Source organism: Pseudomonas fluorescens, assembly GCF_001648775.1.
Classification (GTDB): domain Bacteria; phylum Pseudomonadota; class Gammaproteobacteria; order Pseudomonadales; family Pseudomonadaceae; genus Aquipseudomonas; species Aquipseudomonas fluorescens_M.
Map to the genome: position 1 here is coordinate 105,588 of NZ_LVEJ01000013.1, position 14,015 is coordinate 119,602.

Sequence of the window (14,015 nt, forward strand, 5' to 3'; positions counted from 1 at the left end):
GGTCGGCTCTGAGTAAAACGCGATCAGACGCGCAGCAGTCGCTGGGTGGTGGCCATCGACGTGTTCAGCGACTGCCCGGTACGCTGCAGTTTGTTCAGCAGACTCGCGCCCAGCCACAGCTGATACAAGGTTTCCGCCAATTGCCGGGCATCGCCGTCGGGCAGGCTGTTTTCCGCCTGGCCTTGTTCGATGCATTCAGCGATACGCGCCACCACTTGCTCGGCGCCGTCACGCAAAGTGAGGCGCATCGCCTCGGACAAGTCGGCGACTTCGGCGCTGAGCTTCACCACCAGGCATTCATCGCCATGGCCTTCCAGTGTGCAGCGATCCTGCCAGCCCTGCCAGTAATCCATCAGCCGCTCGTAAGCCGTCAGCCCCGGCAGCGTCAGGCGTCGCTCCATGTCGGCGAGGTAGCCGACAAAGTAATCCGCGAGCAAGGCCTGGCCGTACAGCTCCTTCGATTTGAAGTAGTGATAGAACGAGCCCTTGGGCACGCCGGCGGTTTGCAGGATTTCGTTAAGGCCGACACTGGTGAAGCCCTTCTCGGCCATCATCCGGTGGCCGGTGTCGAGCAAGTGTTGGCGAGTGTCGTCGTAGGTCGGTTTCATGGGGCGCAAATTACCAGACAATAGACCAGTCGTATATTTCAGAGGATGGCGAGTTTGCCACACCTGCCGGAGAAAAACCTGCACTCGAAAAAATTACTAGACGACTGGTCTAATTGGAAACTATGCTGCGCCCCGTCAACCGCTTTTCCGGGTGTCGACGCCACGCGAATCCCTCGCACGGCGAGTCCACCTGATCAATCCAGGGTGCTCTATGAAAATCTTGATGGTTTTGACTTCCCACGATCAACTCGGCAACACCGGCAAGAAAACCGGCTTCTGGCTGGAAGAATTCGCCGCCCCCTACTTCGCCTTCAAGGACGCCGGTGCCGACATCACACTGGTGTCGCCAGCCGGTGGCCAGCCACCGCTCGACCCGAAAAGCGATGAGCCCGGTGCGCAAACCGCCGAGACCGATCGCTTCCGTAACGATCCCGCAGCACAACAGGCACTGGCCAACACCGGGCGCTTGGCGGACGTCCGCGCTGACGATTTCGATGCGGTGTTTTACCCAGGTGGCCACGGCCCGCTGTGGGATCTGGCCGAAGACCCACGCTCAATTGCCTTGATCGAAGCCTTCGCCCGCAGCAACAAACCCCACGGTTTTGTCTGCCACGCGCCGGGCGTATTGCGTCACGTGGTGACGGCGGACGGTCAAGCGCTGATTGCCGGTCGCGCGGTCACCGGTTTTACCAACTCGGAAGAAGCCGCAGTCGGCCTCACCGATGTCGTGCCGTTCCTGATCGAAGACGAGTTCCAGCGTCTTGGCGGGCGTTACTCGAAAGTCGCTGACTGGCAGGTACATGTGGTCACGGATGGCCAACTGGTCACCGGCCAGAATCCTGCCAGCTCCGCCGCAGTGGCCGAACAACTGTTGAAGATGCTCGGCTGATTCAGCGGCAAAAATTTTTTATCTCATTAATAGTCGACTGGTCTAATAAACCAGTCAACAAGGTATTTGCATGAACCACAGCAGCTATTTCCGACCCGCGACACTGGGTTTGCACACCCTGAAAAACCGCATCGTCCTGCCACCCCTCACCCGCCAGCGCAGCACCCAGCCGGGCAACATTGCCAATGAGCTGATGGCTGATTATTACCAGCAGCGCGCCGGTGCAGGTTTGCTGGTGACCGAGGGCACGCAGATCGAACCGCGCGGCCAGGGTTACGCGTGGACACCGGGCATCCACACCGCCGAGCAAATCGCCGGTTGGCGCAAAGTCACCGAAGCTGTGCATGCGGTGGACGGCGTGATCTTCGCTCAACTCTGGCACGTTGGCCGGGTGTCCCACACCGCGTTGCAACCGCACGGCGCGGCGCCGGTGTCGGCCTCCGCCGTGGCCACTGACCGGGTCAGCGTGTTCATCGAAACCGCGCCGGGCGCCGGTGCACTGGTTCCGCCTTCGGCGCCGCGCGCGCTGAGCACCGATGAAGTCCAGGAACTGGTCCAGTTGTATATCCAGGCCGCGCGCAATGCCATGGACGCCGGCTTCGACGGCATCGAACTGCATTGCGCCAACGGCTATCTGGTCAACCAGTTCATCTCCGCCCACAGCAATCTGCGCACCGATCAGTACGGCGGTTCACTGGACAATCGCCTGCGCTTTTTGCGTGAAGTGGTGGCCGGTGTTGCCGAGTGCATCGGCAAGGAAAAAGTCGGCGTGCGTTTTGCACCGCTGTTCACCACCACCGATGAAGCGCGGACTTATCTGGGCATGGTCGAGGAGGACCCGCACACCACCTACATCGAAGCGATCAAGATTCTGCAAGACGTGGGCATTGCCTATTTGTCCATTGCCGAAGCCGATTGGGACAACGCGCCCGCCATGCCACTCACATTTCGCCAGGCCGTGCGCGACACGTTCAGTGGCGCGATCATTTACGCCGGCCGCTACAACGCCGAGTCCGGCGCGCAGTTGCTCGATTCCGGGCTGGCTGATTTCGTCGCGTTCGGCCGCCCGTTCATGGCCAACCCGGACCTGCCCGCGCGTATTGCCAATGACTGGCCACTCAACGCGTTGAACCCGGCCACGGTGTATGGCGGCAACGCCGAAGGCTACACCGACTACCCCGTTTATCCCGGCTAAGCCTTCCCACGCGGCGTCAAGCGCTCCCGCAACAGCGGGAGCGTTCATCCGAGTCGGAGTCCAAGCCCTTGTGGGAGCGAGCCTGCTCGCGAAAGCGGCGTGTCAGTCAGCCAAAATGTTAAATGTGATGACGCCTTCGCGAGCAGGCTCGCTCTCACAGGGGAGATCTGAATATTGAGGCTTCGGTTAGATACGATTCACCAATACCCGGAATCACGCAATTCACCGCACAAAAACCTATACAAAGACTACAATCTGTACAACTATCTGGACTAAACAATTAAACGTCCACTTGGCAGCCTGCCGCTCTTACGCTGAATTCGTGAAATGAACAAAACTCGTCGGCTGTGCCTGGTTCTGGGTGACCAGCTCTCTTTTGATCTGGCGTCATTGGCCGATCTGGATGGCGAGCACGACCATGTGTTGATGGTCGAGGTCATGGAAGAAGCCACCCACGTTGCCCATCACCCACAGAAGATCGCGCTGATTTTCAGCGCCATGCGTCACTTCGCTCAGGCGCTGCAGAGCCAGGGCATCCGTGTGCAATACGTGACACTCGACGATCCGCAGAACAGCGGCTCGGTACCCGGCGAGTTAAAGCGCTGGCAGGCTTTATTGCAGGCGAGCGAAGTGCACATTACGGAGTGCGGAGACTGGCGCCTGGAACAATCGCTCAAGGCATCTGGCTTGCCGATCCATTGGCACGTCGACGGCCGCTTCCTGTGCAGCCGCGATGAGTTTCGCGCTTGGGCCTCGGGTAAAAAGCAGTTGCGCATGGAGTTCTTCTACCGCGAGATGCGCCGCAAAAATCGCCTGCTGCTCAACGGTGACGGTACGCCGGTCGGCGGCGCGTGGAACTTTGATGCCGACAATCGCAAAGCCCTGCCCAAATCCGTCAAGGCGCCCTACCCGGCCGGTTTTGCCAACGATGCAATCACCCTCGAAGTCCTCGCCCTGGTCAAGCAACGCTTTGCCAGTCACTACGGCAGTCTGGATGCCTTCAACTATCCGGTGACACACGCCGACGCCCAAAAACTCTGGGCGTACTTTGTCGACTATGCCCTGGCCGGGTTCGGCGACTATCAGGACGCCATGGCCAGCGACGAGCCGTTTCTATTCCACGCTCGCATCAGTGCAGCGCTGAACATTGGCTTGCTGGACCTGCGCCAACTCTGCAGCGATGTTGAGTCGGCCTACTGGTCCGGCAGCATTGCGCTGAATGCTGCCGAAGGCTTCATTCGCCAACTGATCGGCTGGCGCGAATATGTCCGTGGCGTGTACTGGCTGCACATGCCCGAGTACGCCGAGGGCAATGCATTCGCCAACCAGCGGTCGTTGCCGGAGTTTTACTGGACCGGCGCAACCAAAATGAATTGCATGCGCCAGGCCATCGGCCAGAGCCTCAAACATGCTTACGCCCATCACATCCAGCGGCTGATGGTGACCGGCAATTTCGCCTTGCTCGCCGGCATCGCGCCGAAGCAGATCTGTGAATGGTATCTGGCGATTTACATGGACGCTTTCGATTGGGTCGAACTGCCCAACACCCTCGGCATGGTCATGCACGCCGACGGCGGCTACCTCGGTTCCAAGCCTTATTGCGCCAGCGGCCAGTACATCAATCGGATGTCCGACTACTGCCGCGACTGTGCGTACTCGGTACGTGAAACCACGGCCGACAACGCCTGCCCGTTCAACGCCTTGTACTGGCATTTCCTGATGCGCCACGGTGACCTTCTGCGCGGCAATCAACGTATGGCCATGATGTACAAAAACCTCGATCGCATGCCGCCAGCCAAGCAACAGGCGCTGTGGCAACGCGGCCAACGCTTGCTCGACACGCTGGATAGCGGCGAAGCGTTATGACAACGCATGCGCACCGGGCCCGCGTGCAACTTAAACAGGCCACCCTGGGTCAATGGCTCACAAAGCTTGTGAAGCAGAGGGCTTGAAACCCGCCAATTGAACGCAAGCCAACCATCAACGCATGAAGGGTGAACATCCTGAAACAGCTTACTCGCGAGGAGCTTGAGTCCGAGGTCACGCGCCTGCGTCTGGCCGTCAAGGCGACCTGCGACGCCGTCTGGGACTGGGATCTGAAAACCAATCAGGTCGTCTGGAACGACTCGCTGCAACAGGCGTATGGCTACGCATCAACAGCCATAGAACCGACGTGTGACTGGCGTTTTGCGCAGATTCACACACAGGATCGCGCGCGCGTGACAACCTCGATTCGCTCGGCGATTGATGGCTGCGGCACGACCTGGAGCGCTGAGTACCGCTTCCTCTGCCACGATGGTTCATACGCCGAAGTGCTTGATCGCGGACATCTGATCCGCAATGCCGATGGCCAGGCCGAACGCATGATCGGTGCGATGCTTGACCTGACTCGCTCGCGCAGCGCCGAAACCGCATTGCGCCGCAGCGAAGAACGTTTCAGCACCATTCTGGAAACCATCGAAGCCGCATTCGCCATCGTCAAAGTCAAATTCGATGCTGACGACCACCCCATCGACTATTGCTTTGTCGAGGCCAACCCGGCGTTCGAACGTCAGGCAGGGGTCAACCTGCGTGGCAAGTGGGTCACCGAGTTTGCGCCCAACCTGGAAAAATTCTGGTTCGAGACTTACGGCCACGTGGCCAAAACCGGCGAGCCGGCAAACTTCGAGAACTACGCCAATACCTTCGAACGCTGGTTCGATGTGCGCGCCGTGCGCGTCGGTGACCCGGCCGATCGGCAGATTGCGATCTTCTTCAGCGACGTCACCGAGCGCCGCGACGCGCAAGAGCGCTTGCGCGTCAGCGAAGCGATCGCTCGGGAAAACATCGAACGGGTCCAACTGGCCCTGGCCGCCGGCGCCATTATCGGCACCTGGCACTGGCACTTGCCCAGCGATCGTTTCAGCGTCGATGAGGCCTTTGCCCGGGTTTTCGACCTCGATCCTGCCTGGGGTCTGGACGGTCTGAGCCTGGAACAGGTGGTGATGACCGTTCACCCGGACGACCGGGAAGGACTCACAACCGCCATCAACGAAGTCATTGCCCGAGGAGGCGCCTATTCGCACCAGTACCGAGTGCGCGGCGCGGATGGCAAATACACCTGGATTGAAGCGAACGGCCGCGTCGAGTGCGCCGAAGACGGCACGCCTTTGCGCTTTCCCGGCGTGCTGATCGATGTCGAAGACCGGCGTAACGTCGAAGCCGAGCGCGACCGGGTCACCGCCGCGTTGAAAACCCTCAATGACACATTGGAACAACGGGTCTCGGCGCGCACCGCTGACCTGATGCAGGCCGAAGAAAAGTTACGGCAATCGCAGAAAATGGAAGCGGTCGGGCAACTCACCGGCGGTCTGGCCCATGATTTCAACAACCTGCTGGCGGGCATCTGCGCTTCCCTTGAGCTGATGGAAAAACGCATCGCCCAAGGTCGCCTGAAAGATATCGACAAATACATGCTGATCGCCCAGGACGCGGCCAAACGCGCCACCGCCCTGACCCACCGCCTGCTGGCGTTCTCCCGCCGCCAGACCCTCGATCCACGGCCGACCGAAATCAACGCGCTGATTGCCGGCATGACCGAACTGATCCAGCGCACCGTCGGCCCGAGCATTCGTCTGAAGACGGTGATTGCCGCCGATCTGTGGCCGGCGCTGGTCGATGCCAGTCAACTGGAAAACGCCCTGCTCAACCTGTGCATCAACGCCCGCGACGCGATGCCCGATGGCGGCAGCATCACCGTCGAAACCGCCAATCGCACCCTGGATGCTGAATCGGCGCGCTCAAGAGAGATGCCCGAAGGGCAATACCTGTGCCTGTCGGTTGCCGACACCGGTACCGGTATGAGTGCGGAAGTGATCGCCAAGGCTTTTGACCCGTTTTTCACCACCAAACCGCTGGGCCAGGGCACCGGATTGGGGCTGTCGATGATCTACGGTTTCACCAAGCAATCCGGCGGGCAAGTGCGCGTGCAGTCGACCGTGGGTCAAGGCACCACGATGTACATTTATCTGCCGCGTTACCTCGGCGAAACGCAGCGCAATCACGCTGACGCGCAAAGCTCGGCAACCCTGCAGGCAAAGGCCGGTGAAACCATCCTGGTCGTCGACGACGAACCCACCGTTCGAACGCTGCTCAAAGACGTGCTGCACGATCTCGGCTACAACCTGCTCGAAGCAGGCGACAGCGTTGAGGGACTGGAAGTATTGCGATCCGGCGCGCACATCGATTTGCTCATCACCGATGTCGGCTTGCCGGGCGGCATGAACGGCCGGCAAATGGCCGATGCGGGTCGGCAAATCAGGCCGAGGCTGAAGACCTTGTTCATCACCGGGTACGCGGAAAACTCAGTGATCGGCAACGGTCAGCTCGGCCCGGGCATGCAGGTGCTGACCAAACCGTTCGCCGTTGACACCCTGGTCTCACGGGTCAGTAGCCTGTTGTCTGTCGACTTCGAATAAAGGTTGCGCAGCAGACGTCATGAACCGGTTGCGTCCTGCTGTTTTCGCTTGATACAGCGCCTGATCGGCGCACTCGATCAGCCCCTGCACCGCCTCCAGGTACGCACCGCGCGCAGCGGCAATGCCGATGCTCAGGCTCACCCGGGCCACCGGACTGCCGGGGTGGGCAATGTTGGCTTGCTGCAAGCGCTGAATAATCAGCTGCGCCACCACCGCCGCGCCGGCGCTGTCGGTATCGGGCATGATCACGGCGAACTCTTCACCACCGTAGCGCGCCACCAGGTCCGACGGCCGCCGCACACACTCGTCCAGCACGTGGCCGACGGTCTGCAGACAGGCGTCACCGGCAACATGACCGAGCGCATCATTGAACCGCTTGAAATAGTCGATATCGATCATCAGCAAGGCCAGCGATGAACCGTCGCGCTGTGCCCGACGCGCCTCTGTGGCGAGGGTCTGGTCGAAGCAGCGCCGATTCGCCAGACCCGTCAGCGCATCCTTCAAGGCCAACAGTTCCAGTTGCCGATTGGAGCCGAGCAACTGCTGCTGAGCGATGCGCAGTTCGCCTTCAACCTGGGTCCGGCGGCGAATATCGACGATCAAGAACCAGCCGATCAGGCCGGTGAGCCCCAACAGCCCCGCCACCACCACCGCCGACAACAGCGCCTCGGTTCGCCAGGCCCTGAGCGCTTCACGCTTGCCGATGGCGACCGTGGTGATCAGCGGCAATTTCTCGCTTTTGCGGAAGGCGTAGAGGCGTTCGACGCCATCCAGGCTGGAGGAATAGGACGCGGTGCCGACCGATTGATCGACCAGGTACTTGGCGTAGATCGGCGACTTGGAAAAGTTGCGCCCCATGTCCTGCTCGCGGAAGGGATAGCGCACCAGCAACGTGCCGTCGGTGTATGACAAGCCAATCGCGCCGTCCTGGCCGATGTCGAGTTTGCCGAACAGGCGCAGAAAGTTTTCCACGCCGAGCGTCACGGCCACGACCCCGGCAAACTCGCCGCGATCATCATTGAAACGGCGGCTGACGGTGATCACCCATTCCTGATTGGAGCGGCTGCGGATGGGAGGCCCGATATAGGGCTCGCGGCTCGGATCATCGCGATGATGAATGAAATAGGCCCGATCACTGCTGTTGGCGCCCACCGGAATCGGCCGGTTCGACGACATCAGCCAGTGGCCATTGCGGTCATAGATGGTGATACCGCTCAACTGCGGCATCAGCGGTTGCTGGCGGTTGACCAACGCACTCAGGCGCTGGATCTGCGCCGGCCCGCTGCCTTCGGTTTCCAGGCGTTCGACCAGCCCGAGCAACAGCAGCGAACTTTGTCGGACAATGCCTTCGGAGTAGGTCTCGAGTGCCTGGGTCAGGTTCAACCCATGCACGTTGACTTCCTCCAGCGCGCGATCGCGCGAAGACAGCACTTTCCAGATGGTCAGCGACGCCAGAGAGCAGCCGATGACCAGCAGCAAGAGGGTGACGAGGTGGGTATCACGCTTCACGAAAGTACCTTATGGAAAGTCCGGTTTCCCGTCCCGGCCGTTACTGATTCAAGGCAATAACGGCGGTCGTATGTCCTCGACCGGCAAGGATACAAGTAGCGCGTTGAATGCGCAGCAACCGCGTGGCGGAACGTCGGTTTCAGAGCCTTGGCGTTGTTGCTCAACGGTGCGGCAACGTTCTGCAGCTTATGTTCAGCCTGCAGAACCTCGCCCCACAGACAAAAATTCAGCCTTAACGCGCAGACAAAACAAAAGCCTGCTTTTCAGGGCAGGCTTTCGTTTGGCTCGCGTCGGCTTACTTCTGCTGCGCCGTCAGTGCCGAGTAGCTGTTCATCAGGTTGCGGTAGTTGGGAATCCGCTGCGACAGCAGATTACCCAAGCCTTCAATGTCGTTGCGCCAGTCGCGGTGCAGCTCACAGGCCACCGAGAACCAGTTCATCATCTGCGCGCCGGCCTGAGTCATGCGGCTCCAGGCGGCTTGTTGCACGGTGGTGTTGAAGGTGCCGGAGGCATCGGTCACCACAAACACGTCAAACCCTTCCGCCAGCGCCGACAAGGTCGGGAACGCTACGCAGACATCCGTCACCACGCCGGCAATGATGATCTGCTTGCGGCCGGTGGCCTTGATCGCCTTGACGAAGTCTTCGTTGTCCCAGGCGTTGATCTGACCTGGGCGAGCGATGTACGGCGCATCCGGGAACATTTCTTTCAGTTCCGGCACCAGCGGGCCGTTCGGGCCTTGTTCGAAACTCGTGGTGAGGATGGTCGGCAGGTTGAAGAACTTGGCCAGATCGGCCAGGGCCAGCACGTTGTTCTTGAATTCGTTCGGCGAGAAGTCCTGCACCAGCGAAATCAGACCGGTCTGGTGATCGACCAGCAGCACGATAGCGTCGTCTTTGTTCAGGCGGTTGTAGGTTGGAGTGGTCATGGTGTGCGTCCCTTTTCGATGTTGGAAGTTGTTGTTGCGTTCAAGTTGGGTACAGATTACTGACGCATCGAACAGGGATAAATCGGTTGAAAAGCGTTTCACCGTCAACCAGAAAGGGACAATTCAGCAACGGGGCTTTCAGCATTTCAACCTTGAACCCGCTACGTCGCGGTTATGAGCTAATAACACCTTCATTAAACCGTCGCTCAAACGTTGTACTAGGATAGGATCCAAGTCTGCGGTGTTTCGTCGATCAAGGAGATCGTCGACGGAGCTGCAGACGTTTTGAATCAACACCTCTCAGGGATGACACGCACATGAATTCACACTTGTTCCCCCACATCGGCAAGGTCATCGCAAGCACCGGCAGCCGACACTTTCCGCGCATGCTGCATGACCTGATCCTGACGCAATTGGCGGTTGACGCCACACACATCCGACAAATGCGTGTCGAACCGGTGGGCCGCGCGTCGAACCGCAGTGAGCCGGAGCCGATGAAAGAGCCGGCTCTGCTCGCCGAAACGGTGTTTTCCGAGCACAGCGCGGCTGCCGACCATTTACAGAACCCGCCGGCCGCACCCCGTACGGACGCCTCGCAATTGCACCTGACCCGACGCAAGGACGGCTATCGCTACGTGATTTCTGTTTACCGCAACGGCGAATCCCAGCGCTTTTCCGCGCAGGAGCGCAGCCTGTTGCAGGACATCTCTCCGGTGCTGCTGCCGATGGTCGAAAAACACATTCACGCCCTGCAGCCGGCCGACCCTGACTCGCAAAGCCAACCCGAGTCAGCCGAAGGCTCCGGCCTGGAAACCTTGCGTCTGCGCTTCGACGAACGTCTGGTGCAACTGGGGCTGAGCCTGTCGAACCGAGAAACCGAGGTGTGTGTCGGCCTGCTCGCCGGGCGCACGGCGCCGGAATTGGCCGAGCAGTTGGCGTTGAAGGTCAACACCGTGGAGAGCTACCTGAAACGCGCGGCGATCAAGTTGGGCATCAGTGGGCGGCATTCGTTGATGCGCTGGATGTATTCGCCGCTGGAGACGTCGGCGTCGAGTGCGGCCTGAAGAGTGAGGGCTGCGGTTTTTTCGGTGTGTCAGTGAGATTCCCCCCTCACCCCAGCCCTCTCCCCCAAGGGGGCGAGGGGGAAAGGGAGCTGATCTTTGTGCACTTCAAAACCTGAGTTCGACTCGGTAAGTCAGGTCGGTGTACCTCGAAAGAACACCGCAATCGGTCCCCCCTCCCTCCGGGAGAGGGCTAGGGTGAGGGTCAGATCTTAATCCCGCGCCAACGCCTCAATCGGATCAAGCCGCGAAGCATTCCGCGCCGGTACAAAACCAAACACAATCCCGATCAACGTCGAGCAGATCACCGCCGTCAGCACCGAGGTCAGCGAGAACACCATCTCCCACTCCTTGATAAACAACGAAAACAGATGCCCGATGGCATACGACAGGGAAATACCAATCGCACCGCCCAACAGACACACCATCACCGCCTCCACCAGAAACTGCTGACGAATGTCCGACTGCCGCGCTCCCACCGCCATGCGAATGCCGATTTCGCGGGTCCGTTCAGTCACCGAGACCAGCATGATGTTCATCACGCCAATCCCCCCCACCACCAGCGAAATCACCGCAATCAACGACAACAGCAACGCCAGCGAGCGGCTGGTTTTCTGCACGGTCTGCAAGACGCTGTCGAGGTTGTTGGTGAAGAAATCCTTGCTCCCGTGGCGTTGCAGCAACAGTTGCGTGACATGTTCTTCCACCACTTTGCTCGGCTGGCCGTCCTTCATGCGCACGCTGATGCTGTCCAGAAAACGCTGGCCCAGCACCCGCCCGGCCGCCGTTTCGTAAGGCACCCAGACGTTGAGGGTCTTGCCCGAGGCAAACAGGCTTTTATCCGGCGCGGCCACGCCGATCACCGTGCACGGCAGGTTGCCGATCAGGATCACCTGACCCAGTGGATCGACATCCTGGCCGAACAAGCGCTGTCGGGTGTTGTGATCGATGACCACGACTTGTGCCTGGCGCCGCGCATCGCTTTCGCTGAACGCGATACCCGCCGCGAGCTTGATGCCGCGCACCTTGAAGTATTGATCGCTGACGCCGTTGACCTGCGCATCCAGATCGATATTGCGGTAGCGCAACAACAGGCTGCGGCCGATCATCGGCGTGGCGCTGTCGACGTAGTACAGCTGATTCAGCGCCGTGACATCGGCCGGCGTCAGGGTTTCGATCGACGCGGCTCGTTTGTCTCCGTAGCTGCTGCCGGGATAGACATCGATGGTGTTGCTGCCGATGGCGGCGATGTCCTTGAGCACATAATTCTTGGCGCCCTCGCCGACCGCCGAAATCGACACCACCGAGGTGATGCCGATGACGATGCCGAGCATGGTCAGCAAGGTGCGCATGCGGTGCGAAATCAACGCCACCCACGCCATACTGAACGCCTCTTTGAACAGCCCGAGACTGGCGACCAGACGTCGAGAGGCAGCCGCTTTCGGTGTCACCGGCTCATCGCTGAGCAACTGCGTGGTGTCGCGTTCGTTGGCGCGGTCGCTGAGGATTTCGCCATCGCTGACTTCGATGATGCGTTCGGCATTGGCCGCAACTTTCGGGTCGTGGGTCACCAGAATCACCGTGTGCCCGGCCGCGTGCAGCTCCAGCAGAATGCGCATCACCTCTTTGCCGCTGGCCGTGTCGAGGGCGCCGGTCGGTTCGTCGGCGAGAATCACTTCACCGCCGTTCATCAAGGCCCGGGCGATACTCACGCGCTGCTGCTGACCGCCGGACAACTGGCTCGGCCGGTGCGTCAGGTGCCCTTCCAGACCCAGCCGCGCCAACAATTCACGAGCGCGGGCATGGCGTTGCAATTGCGGCGTGCCGGCATAAATCGCTGGCATCTCGACGTTGTGCATCGCGCTCAGATGCGGCAGCAAGTGGTAGCGCTGGAAGATGAAACCGAAATAGTCGCGGCGCAGTTCGGCCAGCGCCTGATTGTCCAGGTCACGGGTTTCCTGGCCGTTGATCTTGTAGCTACCGGCGGTGGCGTAATCGAGGCAACCGAGGATGTTCATCAGCGTCGATTTACCGGAGCCGGAAGCGCCGATGATCGCGACCATTTCCCCGGCATGGATCGTCAGATTGATGTTGTTCAGCGCGAGAAATTCGCGGTCACCGGCGGTGAAACTGCGGGTGATGCCGGTGAGCTGTAACAGTGGCTCAGTCATGCTCAAGCCCCCGCCACGTTGGTCAGCGGATCACCGATGACCACGCGATCACCTTCAGCCAGACCGTCGTTGATCTGCACTTTGACGTTGTTGTTGATCCCGGTCTGCACATTGCGTGACTGCGCGTGCCCCTTGGCGTCGAGCACGCGTACCGGGAAGCTGCCGTCGGCATTGCGCGGCCCGAGCGCCGCCACCGGCACGGTCAGCACAGCCTTGGCGGTGTCGAGGACGATGCGCACCTGCGCGGTCATCGAAATGCGCAGGCGATGGTCGGGGTTCGGCACTTCGAACAAGGCGTTGTAAAACACTGCCGAACTCTGTTTTGGCGTGCCGGCGGGCGGCGTTTCGAGAAAGTTCTGCGGCGCCGGATCCGTGCCACGCAGCTTGGCGTAATAGCGTTTGTCCTCACCGAGAATGGTGAAATACACCTCTTGCCCCGGCGCAATGTGGATCACATCGGCCTCGGACACTTGTGCCTTGACCGTCATGGTGTCCAGATCCGCCAGTTTCAGCAGAACCGGGGCCAGTTGGCTGGCGATCACCGTCTGGCCTTCCTGCGTCACCACGCCGACCACATCGCCATCGATTGGCGCAACAATCCGCGTGTAGGCCAGATTGACCTTGGCGGTGTCGATCTGGATGTGCGCACTTTTGATCTGCGCGTCCAGCGACATCAGGTTGGCCTGTTGTACCTGATAGTTCGACTCGGCGGTTTCAAAGTCCTGGCGCGAGATTGAAGCATCCTCCTGCAGGTTCTGATAGCGCTCGTAAATCGCCTTGGTCTGTTTCAGTTGCGCTTGCGTGGCGCGTTTTTGCGCCTGCAGGTTCTCCTCATCAACCTGCGCCTGACGCAGGGTGTTCTGCAGCACCAGCGGATCGATTTCCGCCAGCCACTGACCTTTCTTGACCTTGTCACCGACCTTGACCTTGAGCGACTTCAGTTGACCGGACACCTGCGCACCAACGTCAACCTGTTTGATCCCTTCAAGTACGCCGGTGGCCAGCACCGCGTTCTCGATATCATCCCGCGCGACCGTGGCGGTCAGGTACTGCGGCGCCTCCGCCGGTGCCTGCACCGTGTAGAACACCAACCCCGCCACCACCGCCAACGCCAACCCCATACCGACTTTGCGCAACTTCGACTTTTCCATAAATGACCACAAGTCCGTTCAGGATTGAACCCGGCCAGCGGCCGGG

Annotated in this window: 10 protein-coding genes; 5 read left to right on the forward strand and 5 right to left on the reverse strand. The window is 60.2% G+C overall.

Annotated elements, in window-relative coordinates:
* Positions 1–23: 23 nt before the first annotated feature.
* Positions 24–608, reverse strand: a complete 585-nt coding sequence (locus A8O26_RS13915) for a TetR/AcrR family transcriptional regulator (RefSeq protein WP_064118550.1) — start codon at positions 606–608, stop codon at positions 24–26.
* 211 nt (positions 609–819) lie between these two features.
* On the opposite strand from A8O26_RS13915, the gene A8O26_RS13920 reads away from it, so the two are divergent.
* The 4 genes from A8O26_RS13920 to A8O26_RS13935 all read left to right on the forward strand — a co-directional run bounded on the left by A8O26_RS13920 (position 820) and on the right by A8O26_RS13935 (position 7,149).
* Positions 820–1,497, forward strand: a complete 678-nt coding sequence (locus A8O26_RS13920; RefSeq protein ID WP_064118551.1) for a type 1 glutamine amidotransferase domain-containing protein — start codon at positions 820–822, stop codon at positions 1,495–1,497.
* Between the two features lie 70 nt (positions 1,498–1,567).
* The gene (locus A8O26_RS13925) at positions 1,568–2,692 is read left to right on the forward strand and encodes an alkene reductase (protein ID WP_064118552.1); all 1,125 of its coding nucleotides are present in this window, start codon (positions 1,568–1,570) and stop codon (positions 2,690–2,692) included.
* A gap of 327 nt (positions 2,693–3,019) precedes the next feature.
* Positions 3,020–4,558 (forward strand): cryptochrome/photolyase family protein, encoded by a 1,539-nt coding sequence (locus A8O26_RS13930; protein WP_064118553.1) that lies wholly within the window; start codon positions 3,020–3,022, stop codon positions 4,556–4,558.
* Between the two features lie 128 nt (positions 4,559–4,686).
* Positions 4,687–7,149: a hybrid sensor histidine kinase/response regulator gene (locus A8O26_RS13935; protein WP_064118554.1), complete on the forward strand. Its 2,463-nt coding sequence runs from the start codon at positions 4,687–4,689 to the stop codon at positions 7,147–7,149.
* Here the strand turns inward: A8O26_RS13935 and A8O26_RS13940 are convergent.
* Together A8O26_RS13940 and ycaC are read right to left on the reverse strand one after the other, a co-directional pair.
* Positions 7,111–8,658 (reverse strand): sensor domain-containing diguanylate cyclase, encoded by a 1,548-nt coding sequence (locus A8O26_RS13940; RefSeq protein ID WP_064118555.1) that lies wholly within the window; start codon positions 8,656–8,658, stop codon positions 7,111–7,113. The two genes, A8O26_RS13935 and A8O26_RS13940, sit on opposite strands and share 39 nt — an antisense overlap.
* Positions 8,659–8,953: 295 nt before the next feature.
* Entirely contained in the window at positions 8,954–9,586 is a 633-nt protein-coding gene (ycaC, locus tag A8O26_RS13945; protein ID WP_008081401.1) for an isochorismate family cysteine hydrolase YcaC, read from the reverse strand.
* 317 nt (positions 9,587–9,903) lie between these two features.
* On the opposite strand from ycaC, the gene A8O26_RS13950 reads away from it, so the two are divergent.
* Positions 9,904–10,650, forward strand: a complete 747-nt coding sequence (locus A8O26_RS13950) for a helix-turn-helix domain-containing protein (RefSeq protein WP_064118556.1) — start codon at positions 9,904–9,906, stop codon at positions 10,648–10,650.
* 209 nt (positions 10,651–10,859) lie between these two features.
* Here the strand turns inward: A8O26_RS13950 and A8O26_RS13955 are convergent, their stop codons facing one another.
* Together A8O26_RS13955 and macA are read right to left on the reverse strand one after the other, a co-directional pair.
* Complete coding sequence (locus tag A8O26_RS13955; RefSeq protein ID WP_064118557.1) at positions 10,860–12,818, reverse strand: MacB family efflux pump subunit; 1,959 nt, start codon at positions 12,816–12,818, stop codon at positions 10,860–10,862.
* A 2-nt stretch (positions 12,819–12,820) separates the two neighbouring features.
* Positions 12,821–13,969 carry a macrolide transporter subunit MacA gene (macA, locus tag A8O26_RS13960; protein ID WP_064118558.1) on the reverse strand — a complete coding sequence of 383 codons (1,149 nt, stop codon included), beginning with the start codon at positions 13,967–13,969 and terminating at the stop codon, positions 12,821–12,823.
* Positions 13,970–14,015: the final 46 nt, after the last annotated feature.